The sequence below is a fragment of the Variovorax durovernensis genome, from assembly GCF_977011995.1.
Genome location: NZ_CDRNCW010000001.1, coordinates 4,988,811 through 5,005,276, shown reverse-complemented (window position 1 = coordinate 5,005,276; position 16,466 = coordinate 4,988,811). Strand labels below are relative to the sequence as shown.

Sequence of the window (16,466 nt, the reverse complement as noted above, 5' to 3'; positions counted from 1 at the left end):
ACGCGATGCCACACGACACCGTCCATCAAGTCTTTGCGGCCACCGCGGCGCGCACGCCGCAGGCCGAGTTCCTGTTCACCGAATCGGTAACTGCCGCCGCCTATGGCATCGAGGCAGGCGCTATTCGTTGGGGCGAGGCTGCCGCACAGATCGAGCGCCTGCGCGCGGCCTATGCGCAAGCCGGCTACGGGCACGGCCACCGCGTCGGCCTGCTGCTTGAGAACCGGCCGGCCTTCATCTTTCACTGGCTCGCGCTGAACGCACTGGGCGTGAGCGTGGTGCCCATCAACGCAGAGATGCGTTCCGCCGAACTGGTCTACCTGATCGGCCACAGCGAGATCGGGCTGGCCGTGACGCTGCCGGGCCGCGCCGCCGACCTGCGTGCGGCAGCGGCGCAGGCGGGTGTCGAATTCGAGACGATGGGGCCTGAAGACACAGTGCCGCCAGCTAAGACCGCCGCCCCGCGCGCCCATGAGCCCATCGGCACAGACACCGAATGCGGCCTGCTCTACACATCGGGAACCACGGGCCGCCCCAAGGGCTGCATCCTGAGCAATGCCTACTTCCTGCGCGCTGGCGAGTGGTACGCCGCGCTCGACGGCGTGTGCGGCATCCGGCCCGACACGGAGCGCGTGATCACGCCGCTGCCGCTGAACCACATGAACGCGATGGCCTTCTCCACCATGGTGGTGCTGGTCGCTGGCGGTTGCCTGGTGCAGCTCGACCGCTTCCATCCGAAGACCTGGCTGGCCAGCGCGAAGGAAAGTGGCGCGACCATCGTGCATTACCTGGGCGTGATGCCGGCCATGCTGCTGTCCGCGCCCGCATCGCCGGCCGACCGTGACCATGCCATCCGCTGGGGCTTCGGCGCGGGCGTGGACCGCAAGAACCATGTGCCCTTCGAGGAGCGCTTCGGTTTCCCGTTGGTCGAGGCCTGGGCAATGACCGAGACCGGCGCGGCCGCCTGCATCATGGCCAACCGCGAGCCGCGCCTCGTGGGCACCAGCTGCTTCGGGCGGCAGGAAGATTTCGTCGAGATCCGCCTCGTGGGCGAGGACGGCAGCGACGTCGGCGTCGATGCACCGGGCGAACTGCTGGTGCGTTCCGCCGGCACCGACCCAAAGCGCTATTTCTTCTCCGGCTACCTGAAGGACGAAGAGGCCACGCGCGAAGCCTGGGCCGACGGCTGGTTCCACACCGGCGACCTGGTGCGCCGCGACGCTGAAGGCAATTTCTTCTTCGTCGACCGCAAGAAGAACGTGATCCGCCGCAGCGGCGAGAACATCTCCGCCGTCGAGGTCGAGAGCGTGCTCAACCAGCATCCGGCAGTGAAGGCATCGGCCGTGGCCGCCACGCCCGACGCGGTGCGCGGCGATGAAGTGCTGGCCTGCATCGTGGTGCGGGAAGACGTCGACGCCGCGCAGCGCACGCAGATCGCCGCCAGCATCGTCGAGCATGCGCTGGCACAGCTTGCCTACTACAAGGCACCCGGCTACGTCGCCTTCGTCGATGCGTTGCCGCTCACGCCTTCGCAGAAGATCCAGCGCGGCCAGTTGCGCGAGATGGCGCAGTCGCTGCCTGCCCAGGGCCATTGCATCGACACGCGCGCCATGAAGAAAAGGCAGCCATGACCACGAAACGACGGCTCTCCTACGAAGGCGTCGCGGTCGCGGTGCCCATCACCGTGCCCTATGTGCGCTACTCCACGCGCACCGCGCACTGGTTCATCGGGCAGGCCATCGAGGCGCTGGTAAAGGCCAGCGGCGTGCCAAAAGAGCAGATCGACGGCCTGTGCCTCAGCAGCTTCTCGCTCGCGCCCGACACGGCCGTGGGCGTCACGCAGCACCTGGGCATGTCGCCGCGCTGGCTCGACCATGTGCCCACCGGCGGTGCATCGGGCGTGATGTGCCTGCGCCGTGCCGCGCGTGCGGTGCAGGCGGGCGATGCCGAGATCGTGGCCTGCGTGGGCGCTGACACCAACCATGTCGACTCCTTCCGCCAGACGCTCGGCAGCTTCAGCAACTTCGCGCGCGACGCGAGCTACCCGTATGGCTCGGGCGGCCCGAACTCGATCTTCGCGTTCATCACCGCCAATTACATGCGCACCTACGGCGCGAAGCGCGAAGACTTCGGCCGCATCTGCGTCGACCAGCGAACCAACGCGCTGGGCAACCCGAACGCGATGTTCAAGAAGGGCCTGGCGCTCGACGAGTACATGGCCGCGCGGCCCATCTCCGATCCGATCCACCTGTTCGACTGCGTGATGCCCTGCGCGGGCGCCGATGCCTTCCTGGTGATGAGCGAGGAGCGCGCACGCGACCTGGGCCTGGCGCACGTCGTCATCCGCGGTGCCATCGAACGCCACAACGCCTACGCCGAAGACCCGGTGATGGTGCAGGGCGGCTGGCGCAAGGACCGCGACGACCTGTACGCACAGGCCGGCATCCAGCCAGCGGAACTCGACTTCGTGCAGACCTACGACGACTACCCCGTCATCGTGATGATGCAGTTCGAAGACCTGGGCTTCTGCGAGAAGGGCGAGGGCCCGGCCTTCGTACAGGCCAACACCATGACCTTCGACGGCAGCTTTCCGAACAACACGAGCGGCGGGCAGCTGTCGGCCGGGCAGGCCGGCGCGGCGGGCGGCTTCCTCGGCATGGTCGAGGCGATCCGCCAGTTGACCGGTGAAGCCGGCGCGCGCACCGTGCCCGATGCCCGGTTGGGCCTCGTCGCCGGCTTCGGCATGGTGACCTACGACCGCTGCCTTTGCACAGGCGCCGTCATCCTCGGGAGACCGGCATGATTTACCCCCACGTTTGCCGCTTCGCGGCTGCACTGCCCCCCGAGGGGGCCGCGCGCCTGCCTTGGGGCGGCCCGGCGGAGGCGCTATGACCATGCCCCTGATGCGCCCCCCGCGCAAGAACCCGGTGCTGCGCACCCGGCAGATGAACCTGCCGCCCGGCGCGCGTGGCCGAGTGGCGCTCGGCCTTACGGCCGCTGCCGCCGAAGGCCGCTTCGAGCTGCAGGCCTGCGAGGACTGCGGCACGGTGCAGTACCCGCCGCGCGAGGTCTGCCACAAGTGCCTGTCGGCCGCGTTGCGCTGGCGCGAGCAGAGCGGCGAGGGTGAGCTGCTCGGCAGCACCACGCTGCATCACAGCAACGACCTGTTCTTTCGCGAGCGGCTGCCCTGGCGGCTGGGCCTGGTGCACCTGGATGCCGGCCCCACGCTCATGGTCCATCTGCATGGCGAAGTCGGCGACGCGCCGCAACGCGTTCGTGTCGGCGCCCGGCTCGACCGCGCGGGCCAGGCCGTTCTCATTGGTTTTCCGAATGAAGGGAGTCCCCACATGGCCGACGACAAGATGCTGCGCGAAATGACCAGCGACCCCAAATTCCGCAAGGTGCTGGTGACCGACGGCAAGACCGAGACCGGCCAGTCCATCGTGCGTGCGCTGGTGAAGGCCGGTGCCGACATCGTCTGGGTCGGCCATGCCGAGCCCTGGAAGAAGATGGGCGACGGGCTGGACGACATCTCTGCGCTGCCGCAGGTCACGCTGGTGCCGCTGGACCTGACCAATGGCCGCCAGGTGACGGAGCTTGCGGGTTCCATCGGCGGCAAGGTCGACATCGTGATCAACAACGCCGAGGTGCACCGCACCTTCGGCATAGGCGCGCGGCGCGGCACCGACGTGGCCAAGGCCGAGATGGACATCAACTACTTCGGCCTGCTGCGGCTGGCGCAGGAGTTCGGGCCTGCGCTCAAGGGCCGTTCGGCCGATGGCGTGACGGGCGCTACGGCATGGGTCAACCTGTTGTCGATCTATGCGCTGAGCAATTTCCCGCCGCACGGCACCTTCAGCGCCTCGAAGGCGGCGGCGCATTCGCTTGCGCAGTGCCTGCGCGCAGAGATGCGGCCGGCCGGCATCCGCGTGATCAACGTGTTCCCGGGCCCCATCGACGACGAATGGAACCAGCACACGCCGCCGCCCAAGCTCGCACCTACCGCGCTGGCCAATGCCATCGTGAAGGCGCTGCGCGACGGCGTGGAAGACGTCTACCCCGGCGACGTGGCGCAGGAGTGGTTGGAGCGCTGGCGCGACAACCCCAAGGTGCTCGAACGCGAGCTGGCCGCAGGCGGCTGAGACAGGAGCCACACGAATGACAACGACAACCGAACTGATGTCCGCCGCCGAAATCCTCGGTGGCCTGGTGACCGCGATGGCCAGTGGCCGCATCCGCGTGATCGACCTCACGCAGACGCTGACGCCCGAGTTCCCGCAGATCGCGCTGCCGCCCGAGATGGGCCAGTGCTGGCCTTTCCGCATCGAGGAAGTGTCGAAGTACGACGAGCGCGGCCCGGGTTGGTACTGGAACAACTTTTCCTGCGGCGAGCACACGGGCACCCACTTCGACGCACCGATCCATTGGATCTCCGGGCGCGACCTGCCGAACAACTCGGTCGACACCATTCCCGTGCAGCACTTCGTGGCGCCGGCCTGCGTGATCGACTGTTCGCCGCAGGTGAAGGACGACCCCGACTACCTGCTGACCCTCGAGGACATCGAAGCCTACGAGGCGGCGCATGGCCGCATCCCCAAGGGTGCGTGGGTGCTGATGCGCACCGACTGGTCCAAGCGCACCGACCCCGAGGCGTATCAGAACTTCGACGAGACGGGCCAGCACACGCCGGGCCCGAGCACCGCGGCCGTGCGCTTCCTGGTAGAGCAGCGCGACGTGCTGGGCTTCGGCTCCGAGGCCATCGGTACGGATGCGGGCCAGGGCTATCACCTGCGGCCGCCGTATCCGTGCCATTACTACATGCATGGCGCGGGCCGCTACGGCCTGCAGTGCCTGAGCAACCTCGACCTGCTGCCGCCGGCCGGCGCCGTGCTGATCTGCCCGCCGCTGAAGATCGAGAAGGGCAGCGGCAGCCCGCTGCGTGTGCTGGCGTTGGTGGGAGCCTCGTCATGAGCAGCGTGGCACCCAAAGTTGCGGCCGTTACCGGAGGCAGCGCGGGCATCGGCAAGGCGATCTGCGAAGACCTGCTCGCGCAGGGCTATGAGGTGGTGTCGCTCGCACGCCGCAAGGCCGAGATCGACCACCCGAAGCTGCGCAGCATCGAGGTCGACCTGAGCGACCGCGCCGCCACGGGCGAAGCGGTGCGCGAACTGGTCGAACGCTTCGCACCGACCACCATCGTGCACAACGCAGGCGTCATCCGCGCCGCGCTGCTGCCAGACGTGAAGCTCGACGACCTCGATGCGCTGGTCGACCTGCACCTGGGCTGTGCGATACAGCTCGTGCAGGGTGCGCTGCCCGCGATGCGCGCGCAACGCTTCGGCCGCATCGTGCTGCTGTCGTCGCGCGCCGCGCTGGGCCTTGCCACGCGCACCAGCTATTCGGCCACCAAGGCCGGCATGCTGGGCATGGCGCGCACCTGGGCGCTCGAGCTGGCGGCCGACGGCATCACGGTGAACGTGGTGGCCCCGGGGCCTATCCGCACCGACATGTTCTACGATGTGGTCGAGGCCGGCAGCGAGAAGGAACGCGCGCTCGCCGCCTCGGTGCCCGTCAAGCGCCTGGGCGAATCGGCCGACGTGGCACGCGCCGTGCGCTTCTTCGCCGATGCCGACAACAGCTTCGTCACCGGGCAGGTGCTGTACGTGTGCGGCGGCACCAGCGTCGGAAGCCTCGCCCTCTGAATTTCCAGTTTTCCTCACGTCCAACCAAAACCACCTCTGGAGCATCGCCATGAAAGTCATGAACCGAATTCGCACACTCGCGGCCGTGGCCGTGGGTATCGGCGCGCTGGGCGCCGCGAGCGCCTGGGCCGCCGATCTCAAGGTCGGTTTCATCACTTCGCTGTCGGGGCCTGTGTCGTCGCTGGGCATTCCCTACGACAAGGGCATGAAAGCCGCAGTCGCCTACAAGTCGGAGGTGGGCGGCCGCAAGGTGCAGGTGATCCAGCTCGACGATGCGTCCGACCCGTCCACGGCCGCGCGCAACGCGCGCAAGCTGATTGAGGAAGACAAGGTCGACGTCATCATCGGCACGGCCGGTGCGCCAGGCTCCCTTGCCATCGCCGGCGTGGCGCGCGAAACGAAGACGCCGCTCATCTCCATCGCCAATGCCGACCTGGCCGGCGAGGAGGGCGCGTGGATGGTGACGCTGCCGCAACCCGCGCCGCTGATGATGGGCGCGATGGTCGAGAAGATGAAGCAGGCCGGCGTGAAGACGGTGGCCTACATCGGCTATTCCGACGCCTGGGGCGACCTGGTGTACGACGCGCTCACGAAGTCGGCGCCCGCGGCCGGCATCAAGGTAGTGAGCAACGAGCGCTATGCGCGCAGCGATTCGTCGGTGGCGGGGCAGGTGCTGAAGATCGTGGCGCTGCGGCCCGACGCGGTGATCACCGGCGCCTCGGGCACGCCTGGCGCGCTGCCCTACCTGGCGCTGGCCGAGCGCGGCTACAAGGGAAAGATCTACGGCATGCACTCGCTGATCAACCCCGACTTCATCCGCGTCGGCGGCCCCTCGGTCGAAGGCCTGCTGGCGCCCACCGGCCCCGTGGTGGTGGCCGAGCAGTTGCCCGACAGCAACCCGATGAAGAAGATCTCGATGGACTTCCGCGCCGCCTACCAGAAGGCCAACGGCGCGCCGCCCACCGACACCTTCTCGGCCTACAGCTTCGATGCATGGCTGATCTACCTCGACGCCGCGCAGCGTGCGCTGGCCGGCAAGGCCGAGCCCGGCACGCCGCAGTTCCGCCTCGCTTTGCGTGATGCCATCGTCAGCACCAAGGAGCTGGTGGGTACGCACTCGGTCTACAACTTCAAGCCCACCGATCGCTATGGCTCGGACGACCGCTCGCGCGTCGTCGTGAAGCTCGAAAAAGGCCAATGGAAGCTGGTGCCCTGAAATGAAGCTGAAGCTCACCCACATCCTCGGCGCCACGGCGCTTGCACTGGCCGCCACGCAAACCATGGCAGCCGACCTGAAGATCGGCTTCATCAGCTCGCTCTCAGGCCCGGTCGCCGCGCTCGGCATTCCGTACGAGAAGGGCATCCGCGCGGCGATTGCCGAGCATCCCGAGATCGCAGGCCGCAAGGTCCAGCTGGTCGTGCTCGACGACGCTTCCGACCCCACCACCGCCGGGCGCAACGCGCGCAAGCTCGTGACCGAGGACAAGGTGGACGTGCTCATTGGCACTTCGGGCGTGCCCGGCGCGATGGCCATCGCCGCGGTGGCCAAGGAACTGAACACGCCGCTGATCTCGCCCACGCCGGTCACCATCGCAGGCCCCGAGGGCGCGTGGACCGTGACGGTGTCGCAACCGTTCCCGCTCATGGTCGCGGGCGTGGTCGACCGCATGAAGAAGTCGGGCGTGAAGACGGTGGCCTTCATCGGCTTCTCGGACGCGCTCGGCGACCTGGCCTACGACTCGCTGGTGAAGAGCGCCGATGCTGCCGGCATCAAGGTGGTGGCGAACGAGCGCTATGCGCGCAGCGATTCGTCGGTGGCCGGGCAGGTGCTGAAGATCGTCGCGGCGCGGCCTGACGCGGTGTTTGCGGGCAACTCGGGAACGCCCGGCGCGCTGCCGTACATCGCGCTGGCCGATCGCGGCTACAAGGGCAAGATCTACGGCACGCACGGCCTCATCAACGCCGACTTCGTTCGCGTGGGCGGCGCCTCCATCGAAGGGTTGCAGGTGCCCAGCGGACCGGTGCTGGTGGCCGACCAGCTGCCCGACAGCAACCCGATCAAGAAGGTGTCGATGGCCTTTCGCAGCGCCTACCAGAAGGTCAACGGCGTGGTGCCGACCGATGCGTTCTCGTCATACACCTACGATGCCTACCTGCTGCTGGCCGACGCAGCCTCGCGCACCAAGGGCGAGCCGGGCACGCCGCAGTACCGCACGGCGCTGCGCGATGCCATCGTGAGCACCAAGGAACTGGTGGGCACGCATGGCGTCTACACCTTCAAGCCCGACGACCGCTATGGCTCCGACCAGCGCGGCGTGGTCATCGTGCAGATGACCAAGGGCCAGTGGAAGCTGGTCCCGTGAGCAAGCTCGCCCCCAGGCTGCGCTCACTTCGTGTCGCTTCGCCCACCCTCTACCGGGGGCAACACCGGTTGCCCGGCAAAGCCGGTTCCACGGTGTTCCGCGAATTGACGTGACGCGACCTGAATCAGGAGCACGTCCATGAACATTTATCGCAATCGCCCCGATCTTGTCGCGGCGCTGGTTCGCGACGACCGGGTGCACCGCGACCTGTACCTGAGCGAAGAGCTTTTCGCCCTGGAACAGGAGCACCTGTTCGCCAACACCTGGGTCTTTCTCGGCCACGCGAGCCAGGTGCCCGAGGCCGGCGACTTCGTGACGCAGGACATCGCGGGCCGGCCGCTGCTCATGGTGCGGCAGCCCGACGGCAAGGTGCACGTGCTCTACAACCGCTGCGCCCACAAGGGCACGCAGCTGGTGACCGACGAGTGCGGCAACACCGGCCGGTTCTTTCGCTGCCCCTACCACGCGTGGACCTACAAGCTCGACGGCGCGCCGCTCGGGCTGCCGCTGAAGAACGGCTATGAGGGCACGCAGCTCAAGGCCTGCGAGTCGGGGCAGGGGCTGTCGGTGGTGAAGAACGTGAAGGTGTATCGCGACTTCGTGTTCGTGCGGCTCTCGGACAACGGCCCCTCGTTCGAAGACTACTTCGGCGAAGTGCTGGGCGCCATCGACAACATGGTCGACCGCTCGCCCGAAGGCAAGCTGACGGTGAGCGGCGGCGTGCTGCGCAACATCGTCCACTGCAACTGGAAGATGTACCTGGAGAACATCAACGACACGGTACACCCTATGTCGACGCACGAGTCGGCCACCAAGGCGGCCGAGGCGCTGTGGGAAGGCCACGCGCCCACCGACCCCAAGCCGATGGCGATGGAGCAGATACTGCCCTTCGGCTCGGGCTACGAGTTCTTCGACAAGATGGGCGGGCGCGTGTTCGCCAACGGGCACAGCGTGCTGGGCGTGAACTTCAGCATCCACTCCAACTACGCGCAGCTGCCCGAGTACGAAGCCGCGATGCGTGCCGCGCACGGCGAGGAGCGTGCCGCCGAGATACTGCAGCGCTCGCCGCAGAACTCGGTCTTCTATCCGAGCCTTTCGGTCAAGGGCTCGCCGCAGGCCATTCGCGTGATTCGCCCGCTGGCTGCCAACCGCACGCTGATCGAGGCCTGGAGCTTCCGTGCGGCGGGCGCGCCGGCACTGCTGTTCGAGCGTGCCATGAGCTACAACCGCCTCGTGTTCTCTCCGATGTCGGTGGTCGCGCATGACGACGTGCATCTGTTCGAGAGCATCCAGCAGGGCCTGCGGGCTGGCGGCAACGAATGGGTGAGCCTGCATCGCAATTTCGACCCTGCCGAGACGCAGCAGGCCACAGTCACCACCAACGGGATCAATGAGCTGCTGATGCGCAACCAGTTCCGCGCATGGGCGAAGTCCATGGCGGCGGGCATGGAGGCCGCGCAATGACGGACCCACGCGATTTCGTCGCCCACGAGGCGGCCCTGCTCGACGAGCGTCGCCTCGACGAATGGTTGGCCTTGTTCGCCGAAGACGGCCACTACTGGGTGCCGCTGCTCGGCGCGGCGCAGGCCGACCCGTTCTCGCACAACTCGCTGGCCTATGAAGACCGGCTGCTGCTGCAGCTGCGCGTGGACCGCCTCAAGAACCCGCGCGCCCATTCGCAGCACCCGGCCAGCCACAGCCAGCATGTGCTGCAGCCGTCGCGCATCGAGCGCGAGGAGGGTGACGAGGCATGGCTGCGCACGCCGTTCCTCTACGTCGAGGCGCGCGGCGAAGACCAGGTCCTGCTGAGCGGCACTGCCCGCCATCACCTTGTCCGCACACCCGCCGGCTGGGCTATCCGCCAGAAGCGCGTCGACCTGCTCAATGCCGGACGCGCGCTGCCGGCCATCCAGTTGTTCATCTGAGTTACCTGTTCATTCCAACAACCATCCTCACCGGAGCTACGACATGAAGAGCCTGATGCAGACCTTGACGCGCGGCACACTCGCCGCGGTGCTGACCGCCTGTGGCGTTGCGAGCGCGCTGGCGGCCGACCTCAAGGTCGGCCTGAGCGTGTCGCTGTCGGGGCCGAACTCCTCGCTGGGCGTGCCCTATGCCAAGGGCATGCAGGCCGCGCTGGCCTACAAGGGCGAGGTGAACGGCCGCAAGATCCAGCTCGTCGTGCTCGACGACGGCTCCGACCCCACCACGGCCGGGCGCAATGCGCGCAAGCTGATCGAGGACGAGAAGGTCGACGTGCTCATGGGCACCTCTGGCGTGCCCGCGGCAATAGCGATGGCGCAGGTGGGCAAGGAAGCGAAGACGCCGATGATCGGCCTCACGCCGATCCTGCTCGACCCCAACGAGAACCCTTGGGTCATGACCGTGGCGCAGCCCACGCAGCTGATGATCGACGCGGTGGTCGAGCGCATGAAGCGCAACAACGTGAAGACGGTGGGCTACATCGGCTTCTCCGACGCCTGGGGCGACCTGGTCTACGACGCGCTCATGAAGGCCGCGCCCGGCGCCGGCATCAAGGTGGTGAGCAACGAACGCTATGCGCGCGCCGACGCCTCGGTGACCGGCCAGGTGCTGAAGATCGTGGCGCTGCGGCCCGACGCGGTGATGACCGGCGGCGCCGGCACACCCGGTGCGCTGCCGTTCCTTGCCCTGCAGGAACGCGGCTTCAAGGGGGGCGTGTACGGCCAGCATGGCCTGATCAACCCCGACTTCGTGCGCGTGGTCGGCGCGGCCGGCCAGAACGCGCTGATGCCCACCGGCCCGGTGATCGTGGCCGAGCAGTTGCCCGACAGCTATCCGACCAAGAAGATCGCGACCGATTTCCGCGCCGTCTTCCAGAAGGTCAACAACGCACCGACCAGCGATGCCTTCTCGGCCTATTCGTTCGACGGCTGGCTGGTGTTCGCCGATGCAGCCTCGCGCGCCATGAAGAAGGCCGAGCCGGGAACGCCCGAGTTCCGCGTGGCGCTGCGCGACGCCATCTTCAGCACGAAGGAAGTGGTGGGCACGCACGGCGTGTACACCTTCAAGCCAGGCAGTCTCTATGGCGTGGACGAACGCGCCCGCGTGATCGTCAAGCTCGACAACGGCCAATGGAAGCTCGCACCTTGAACCGCTCGCCTTTGCTTTACCGGAGGGCCGCGCGATGACATGGGACGTGGCGCTCATTCTTCTCACCGACGGGCTGGCCAACGGCGCCGTCTACCTGCTGGCCGGCCTCGGGCTGGTGTTGATCTTCTCCGTCACGCGGGTGGTGTTCGTGCCGTTCGGCGACATTGCGGCATTTGCGGCCCTGTCGCTCGCGGCCTTCGAAACCGACCGTGTGCCGCCGACCATCGGCATGGTCGCGGTGCTGGCTGCGCTGGCGCTGGCCACCGAGATCGGCAGCCTGCTGCGTCGCGGCGAGGCCGCGCGCATTCCCAAGGCGGTGCTGATGTGGGGCGTGCTGCCTGCCATTCCGTGCGTGCTCGCGTGGCTGGCGGCGCGGCCCGGCGTGCCGGTGGCGGTGCACATCGCGGTGGCCGTGCTGCTGGTGGTGCCGATCGCACCGCTGCTGGCGCGGGTGGTGTTCCAGCCGATCGCGGATGCATCTGTGTTGGTGTTGTTGATCGTCTCCCTGGCGCTGCACTTTCTCCTGTCGGGCTTGGGCCTGCTGTTCTTCGGACCTGAAGGCTCGCGCACCACGCCGCTCACCAGCGCCGTGTTCACGCTGAGCGACGGCTTCACCGTCAGCGGGCAGGTGGTGCTGATGGTGGGAGCGGCCATCGTGCTGAGCGGGCTGTTCTTCCTGGTGTTCGAGCGCACGGTGGCTGGCAAGGCACTGCGCGCCACGGCCGTGAACCGCGTGGGTGCTCGGCTGGTCGGCATACGGCCGGTGCGCACGGCGCTGCTGGCGTATGGCTGCGCCTCGCTGCTGGCGGGGCTGATCGGCGTGCTCATCGCGCCGGTGACGACGATGTATTACGACTCGGGTTTCATCATCGGCCTGAAGGCCTTCGTGGCCGCGATCATCGGCGGGCTCGTGAGCTATCCGATGACGGCCGTGGGTGCGTTGGCGGTCGGCGTGGTGGAGAGCTTTGCCTCGTTCTGGAGCGGCGCGTTGAAGGACGTGATCGTGTTCAGCCTGCTGATTCCCGTGCTCATGCTGCGTTCGTTCATGGCGGCGCATGCCGAAGAGGAAGAAGACGAGGTGGACCAATGAACGGCAACCGCAAACGCATGGCGTGGATCGCCGGGCTTGTCGTCGTGCTGGCGCTGGTGCCGGCGGTGGCGGGCAGCTTTACCGTCTCGCTGCTGAACGACATCGGCATCGGCGCGCTGGTGGCGCTGGGGCTGGTGCTGCTGACCGGCGTTGGCGGCGCGACTTCCTTCGGGCAGGCGGCCTTCGTGGGTATCGCGGCCTACGCGACAGCGTGGCTCACGACGACGCAGGGCATGTCGCCCTGGATCGGGCTGCTGTTCGCATTGCTGCTCACGGGACTGTCGGCGCTGGCCATCGGCATGCTGACGCTGCGGCTGGGCGGGCACTTCCTGCCGCTGAGCACCATCGCGTGGGGGTTGTCGATCGCAATGCTGTTCGGCAATGTCGATGCGCTCGGACGGCACACGGGGCTGTCGAACATTCCGGCGCTGCAGGTGGCGGGCTGGTCGCTGGCCGATCCGCGCGCGATGTACTACCTGATCTGGGTGGTGGTCGGCCTGGCCTGCCTGTTCAGCTACAACCTGCTGCAGTCGCGGCCTGGGCGCGCGATTCGCGGGCTGCGCGGCGGCGCGACGCTGCTGGCGAGCGTGGGGGCGGATGCATACCGCGTGCGGCTTTCGCTGTTCGTCACAGCCGCGCTGTTCGCGGGGCTGGCGGGCTGGCTCTATGCGCACATGAACCGTTTCGTGAGCCCGTCGCCCTTCGACGTGCGTGCAAGCATCGAGTATCTGCTGATGGCGGTGGCCGGCGGGCTGGGCCAGCTTGCCGGCGCGCTGGTGGGCGCCGCGCTGGTGCTGGTGCTGAAGAACGGCCTGCAAGACGTCCTGCCAATGCTCACGCAGCGCGCCGGACAACTGGAGGCGGTGGCCTTTGCGGCACTGTTCATCCTGTTGCTGCACTTTGCGCGCGGTGGCGTGATGGGGCTGCTGCGCCGCTGGACGCGTCGGCGCGGCGGCGCCCAGGGGCCTTCGCGCCACGATGCGCCACCCGTGGAGCCGCTGCCGCACCGCACGCTGCCCGAGCGCGGCTCGCAGGTGCTGTCGGTGAACGGCGCGGTCAAGCGCTTCGGCGGGCTGGTGGCGGTGAACGACGTGAGCTTCGACGTCAAGGCCGGCGAGATCGTCGGGCTCATCGGGCCCAACGGCGCGGGCAAGTCGACCATGTTCAACCTGCTGACCTGCACGCTGCCGATGAGTTCGGGCCAGGTGCGCTTCCTGGCCCACGACATCGCAGGCATGCCGCAGCGCGAGGTGGCGCGGCTGGGCCTGGCGCGCACCTTCCAGCACGTGAAGCTGCGCCCGCACATGAGCCTGCTCGACAACGTGGCGCTGGGCGCGCACTCGCGCACACGCTCGGGCATCCTGAAGGCCGGGCTGCGGCTGGACCGCACGGAAGAGCGGCAGATCCTGCAGGAGGCACAACGCCAGCTCGACCGCATCGGCCTGGGCGACCGCGCGCACGAACTCGCGGGCAGCCTGCCGCTGGGCACGCAGCGCATCCTGGAAATCGCGCGCGCGCTGGCCGCCGACCCGGTGCTGCTGGTGCTCGACGAGCCCGCAGCGGGCCTTCGCCGCAAGGAAAAGATGGCACTCGGCGATCTGCTGCGCAAGCTGCGCGAGGAAGGCGTGACCATCCTCATCGTCGAACACGACATGGACTTCGTGATGAAACTGGTGGACCGGCTGGTGGTGATGAACTTCGGCTCCAAGCTCGTGGAGGGCGTGCCTTCGGCGGTTCGCGCCGACGAGCGCGTGCAGGCGGCTTACCTGGGGAGCGTCGTATGAGCGCCGCACGGCCGCCCGAAGGCGCGGGCCCCCTTCAGGGGGTGCGCGAAGTACACGAAGTGACGAGCCTGGGGGTGTCGAAATGACCGCGATGCTGGAGATTGGCGATCTGCACGTTTCTTATGGGCAGGTGGAGGCGGTGCGCGGCGTGTCGCTGGACTTGCAGCCGGGGCAGATCATCTCGGTGATCGGCCCTAACGGCGCTGGCAAGACCACGCTGCTGGCCGCGGCGATGGGGCTGCTGCCTTGCAAAGGCACGCTGCGCTTCGAGGGCGAAGACCTGCAGGGGCTGGACGTGGAGGCGCGCGTGGAACGGGGCCTGTGCCTCGTGCCGGAGAAGCGCGAACTGTTCGGCGAACTCACCGTGCTCGACAACCTGCAGCTCGGCGCCTACGCGAAGCGGCTGCGCGGCGATGCGATGAAGAAGCGGCTGCAGTCGGTGTATGACCGCTTCCCCCGGCTGGCGGAGCGGCGTTCTCAACGCGCCGATACGCTGTCGGGCGGCGAGCGGCAGATGCTGGCCGTGGGGCGCGCGCTGATGTCGGCGCCCCGGCTGCTGATGCTCGACGAGCCCAGCCTCGGCCTTGCGCCGCTGATCGTGCGCGACATCCTGACCATCGTGCGCAAGCTGCGCGATGACGGCGTGTCGATCCTGCTGGTGGAGCAGAACGCGCGCGCGGCGCTGGAGAGCTCGGACCAGGGCTACGTGCTCGAGACTGGAGAGATCGCGCTGTCGGGTGCGTCGGCCGAGCTGGCCAGTGACCCGCGTGTGCAGGCGACATATCTCGGCGGAGGCACGCACGATGACGACTGACGCCCGCGCCGTGCCGCCCGCCCGGCGCACGCTGCCCGCGATGCTGCAGCGGCAGGCCGATGTGTTCGGCGCGCGCGCGCTGCTGCGCATCGGCGCGCATGCCTGGACCCACCGCGATGCGGCTCGGGCCGCCGCCGTTCGTGCCGGTGCACTGGCGGCTGCGGGCGTGGTGCGCGGCGACCGCATCGCCGTGATGTGCGGCAACCGCATCGAGTTCCTGGAGAGCTTTCTTGGCGCGGGATGGCTGGGTGCATCGACCGTGCCCGTCAACACGGCATCGATGGGGCCGCAGATCGAATACTTCCTGGCGAACAGCGAGGCGAAGCTGCTGGTCATCGAGGCCGCGTTCGTCGAGCGGCTTGCAACGGCGGACCTGGGGCGAACGGCGCTGCGCGAGATCTGGGTGGTCGGAGAGACGCAAGCTGCCGAATGGCAGGCGCCTGCCGGCGTGCGCATGGTGTCGTACCCCGAGGCAGGAGACGCGCTGGAGCCGGCGCCGGTTCAGCCGGGCGATCCGCTCGCCATCCTGTACACCTCCGGCACCACCGGGCCGGCCAAGGGCGTGATCTGTCCGCATGCGCAGTATTTCTGGTGGGGCCTGAACAGCGCGGAGGTGCTGGGCGTTGGTGCCGACGACGTGCTGTGCACCACGCTGCCGTTGTTCCACATCAATGCGCTCAACACCTTCGCGCAGGCTGCGTTGACCGGTGCCGAGGTCGTGTTCGAGCAGCGCTTCTCCGCATCGGGCTTCTGGCCGGCGATGCGCGCGAGCCGCGCCACTGTGGTCTACCTGCTGGGCGCGATGGTACCGATCCTGCTCGCGCAGCCGGAAGCGGCGGGGGAGCGGGATCACCAGGTGCGCATCGGGCTCGGGCCGGGCGTGCCTTCCGCCGCAGGGGCGGCGTTCAAGGCGCGCACAGGCGTGTCCTTGCTCGAAGGCTACGGCTCTACCGAGACCAACTTCGCCATCGCCACCGCGCCGGATTCGCCGCGCGGCGGCGTCATGGGTTGGTTGCGCCCGGGCTTCCAGGCGCGCGTGGCAGACGAAGACGACGTGGCGCTGCCGCCCGGCGAGGCCGGCGAACTGCTGCTGCGCGCGGACGAGCCTTACGCCTTTGCGAGCGGCTACTTCAACATGCCGGAGAAGACGGTCGAGGCCTGGCGCAATCTCTGGTTCCATACGGGCGACCGCGTGGTGCGCGATGCCGATGGCGCGTTCCGTTTCGTCGACCGCATCAAGGACGCGATCCGCCGGCGCGGCGAGAACATCTCGTCGTTCGAGGTCGAGCAGGTGCTGCTGAGCCACCCGGGCGTGGCCTCGTGCGCGGTGTATCCGGTGCGCTCCGAGCTGGCCGAAGACGAGGTGATGGCCGCGCTGGTAGCGCGCGAGGGCGTGCCGGTCGATCCTGCGGAGCTTGCGCGTTTCTGCGAAGGCCGACTGCCTTATTTCGCCGTGCCGCGGTATATCGACGTGCTGGCCGACCTGCCGCGCACCGAGAACGGCAAGGTGCAGAAGTTCAAGCTGCGCGAGCGCGGCGTGGGGCCGCTGACCTGGGACGGCCGGCCCGCGAGGAGCTAGAT

General features: G+C 68.1%; 14 protein-coding genes. All 14 read left to right on the top strand.

The genetic code is table 11. From position 1 onward, the window contains the following. Positions 1-5 precede the first annotated feature (5 nt). Positions 6-1,631: an AMP-binding protein gene (locus ACWV14_RS23775; protein ID WP_454904030.1), complete on the top strand. Its 1,626-nt coding sequence runs from the start codon at positions 6-8 to the stop codon at positions 1,629-1,631. Next, positions 1,628-2,803 carry a thiolase family protein gene (locus tag ACWV14_RS23770; protein WP_454904028.1) on the top strand — a complete coding sequence of 392 codons (1,176 nt, stop codon included), beginning with the start codon at positions 1,628-1,630 and terminating at the stop codon, positions 2,801-2,803. Before ACWV14_RS23775 ends, ACWV14_RS23770 begins: the two co-directional genes overlap by 4 nt. An 85-nt stretch (positions 2,804-2,888) precedes the next feature. Then, the gene (locus ACWV14_RS23765) at positions 2,889-4,142 is read left to right on the top strand and encodes an SDR family NAD(P)-dependent oxidoreductase (protein WP_454904026.1); all 1,254 of its coding nucleotides are present in this window, start codon (positions 2,889-2,891) and stop codon (positions 4,140-4,142) included. 16 nt (positions 4,143-4,158) lie between these two features. Next, positions 4,159-4,971, top strand: a complete 813-nt coding sequence (locus tag ACWV14_RS23760; RefSeq protein WP_454904024.1) for a cyclase family protein — start codon at positions 4,159-4,161, stop codon at positions 4,969-4,971. Further along, positions 4,968-5,702: an SDR family NAD(P)-dependent oxidoreductase gene (locus tag ACWV14_RS23755; RefSeq protein WP_454904022.1), complete on the top strand. Its 735-nt coding sequence runs from the start codon at positions 4,968-4,970 to the stop codon at positions 5,700-5,702. Before ACWV14_RS23760 ends, ACWV14_RS23755 begins: the two co-directional genes overlap by 4 nt. Before the next feature lie 49 nt (positions 5,703-5,751). Then, positions 5,752-6,918, top strand: coding sequence for an ABC transporter substrate-binding protein (locus tag ACWV14_RS23750; protein ID WP_422087724.1), 1,167 nt, complete (start codon positions 5,752-5,754; stop codon positions 6,916-6,918). Position 6,919: 1 nt separating this feature from the next. Next, complete coding sequence (locus ACWV14_RS23745; RefSeq protein ID WP_454904021.1) at positions 6,920-8,065, top strand: ABC transporter substrate-binding protein; 1,146 nt, start codon at positions 6,920-6,922, stop codon at positions 8,063-8,065. Positions 8,066-8,203: 138 nt separating this feature from the next. Beyond that, positions 8,204-9,529: an aromatic ring-hydroxylating dioxygenase subunit alpha gene (locus ACWV14_RS23740; protein ID WP_454904020.1), complete on the top strand. Its 1,326-nt coding sequence runs from the start codon at positions 8,204-8,206 to the stop codon at positions 9,527-9,529. Beyond that, on the top strand, positions 9,526-9,990 hold the full coding sequence (locus ACWV14_RS23735) for an aromatic-ring-hydroxylating dioxygenase subunit beta (protein WP_454904018.1): 465 nt from the start codon (positions 9,526-9,528) through the stop codon (positions 9,988-9,990). The genes ACWV14_RS23740 and ACWV14_RS23735 overlap by 4 nt, the downstream gene beginning before the upstream one ends. Positions 9,991-10,033: 43 nt before the next feature. Continuing rightward, positions 10,034-11,197: an ABC transporter substrate-binding protein gene (locus ACWV14_RS23730; RefSeq protein ID WP_454904017.1), complete on the top strand. Its 1,164-nt coding sequence runs from the start codon at positions 10,034-10,036 to the stop codon at positions 11,195-11,197. A 34-nt stretch (positions 11,198-11,231) separates the two neighbouring features. Then, on the top strand, positions 11,232-12,287 hold the full coding sequence (locus tag ACWV14_RS23725; protein WP_422087719.1) for a branched-chain amino acid ABC transporter permease: 1,056 nt from the start codon (positions 11,232-11,234) through the stop codon (positions 12,285-12,287). Continuing rightward, positions 12,284-14,071 carry a branched-chain amino acid ABC transporter ATP-binding protein/permease gene (locus ACWV14_RS23720; RefSeq protein ID WP_454904016.1) on the top strand — a complete coding sequence of 596 codons (1,788 nt, stop codon included), beginning with the start codon at positions 12,284-12,286 and terminating at the stop codon, positions 14,069-14,071. The genes ACWV14_RS23725 and ACWV14_RS23720 overlap by 4 nt, the downstream gene beginning before the upstream one ends. A gap of 82 nt (positions 14,072-14,153) precedes the next feature. Beyond that, positions 14,154-14,885, top strand: coding sequence for an ABC transporter ATP-binding protein (locus tag ACWV14_RS23715; RefSeq protein WP_422087717.1), 732 nt, complete (start codon positions 14,154-14,156; stop codon positions 14,883-14,885). Beyond that, a complete protein-coding gene (locus tag ACWV14_RS23710; protein WP_454904014.1) occupies positions 14,875-16,464 on the top strand; it encodes an ATP-dependent acyl-CoA ligase in 1,590 nt (529 codons plus the stop codon). Before ACWV14_RS23715 ends, ACWV14_RS23710 begins: the two co-directional genes overlap by 11 nt. The last annotated feature ends 2 nt before the right edge of the window (positions 16,465-16,466 follow it).

Coding starts and splice junctions, on each gene's coding strand:
- ACWV14_RS23775 (WP_454904030.1), top strand. CDS start 6: ATGCCACACGACACCGTCCATCAAGTCTTTGCGGCCACCGCGGCGCGC.
- ACWV14_RS23770 (WP_454904028.1), top strand. CDS start 1,628: ATGACCACGAAACGACGGCTCTCCTACGAAGGCGTCGCGGTCGCGGTG.
- ACWV14_RS23765 (WP_454904026.1), top strand. CDS start 2,889: ATGACCATGCCCCTGATGCGCCCCCCGCGCAAGAACCCGGTGCTGCGC.
- ACWV14_RS23760 (WP_454904024.1), top strand. CDS start 4,159: ATGACAACGACAACCGAACTGATGTCCGCCGCCGAAATCCTCGGTGGC.
- ACWV14_RS23755 (WP_454904022.1), top strand. CDS start 4,968: ATGAGCAGCGTGGCACCCAAAGTTGCGGCCGTTACCGGAGGCAGCGCG.
- ACWV14_RS23750 (WP_422087724.1), top strand. CDS start 5,752: ATGAAAGTCATGAACCGAATTCGCACACTCGCGGCCGTGGCCGTGGGT.
- ACWV14_RS23745 (WP_454904021.1), top strand. CDS start 6,920: ATGAAGCTGAAGCTCACCCACATCCTCGGCGCCACGGCGCTTGCACTG.
- ACWV14_RS23740 (WP_454904020.1), top strand. CDS start 8,204: ATGAACATTTATCGCAATCGCCCCGATCTTGTCGCGGCGCTGGTTCGC.
- ACWV14_RS23735 (WP_454904018.1), top strand. CDS start 9,526: ATGACGGACCCACGCGATTTCGTCGCCCACGAGGCGGCCCTGCTCGAC.
- ACWV14_RS23730 (WP_454904017.1), top strand. CDS start 10,034: ATGAAGAGCCTGATGCAGACCTTGACGCGCGGCACACTCGCCGCGGTG.
- ACWV14_RS23725 (WP_422087719.1), top strand. CDS start 11,232: ATGACATGGGACGTGGCGCTCATTCTTCTCACCGACGGGCTGGCCAAC.
- ACWV14_RS23720 (WP_454904016.1), top strand. CDS start 12,284: ATGAACGGCAACCGCAAACGCATGGCGTGGATCGCCGGGCTTGTCGTC.
- ACWV14_RS23715 (WP_422087717.1), top strand. CDS start 14,154: ATGACCGCGATGCTGGAGATTGGCGATCTGCACGTTTCTTATGGGCAG.
- ACWV14_RS23710 (WP_454904014.1), top strand. CDS start 14,875: ATGACGACTGACGCCCGCGCCGTGCCGCCCGCCCGGCGCACGCTGCCC.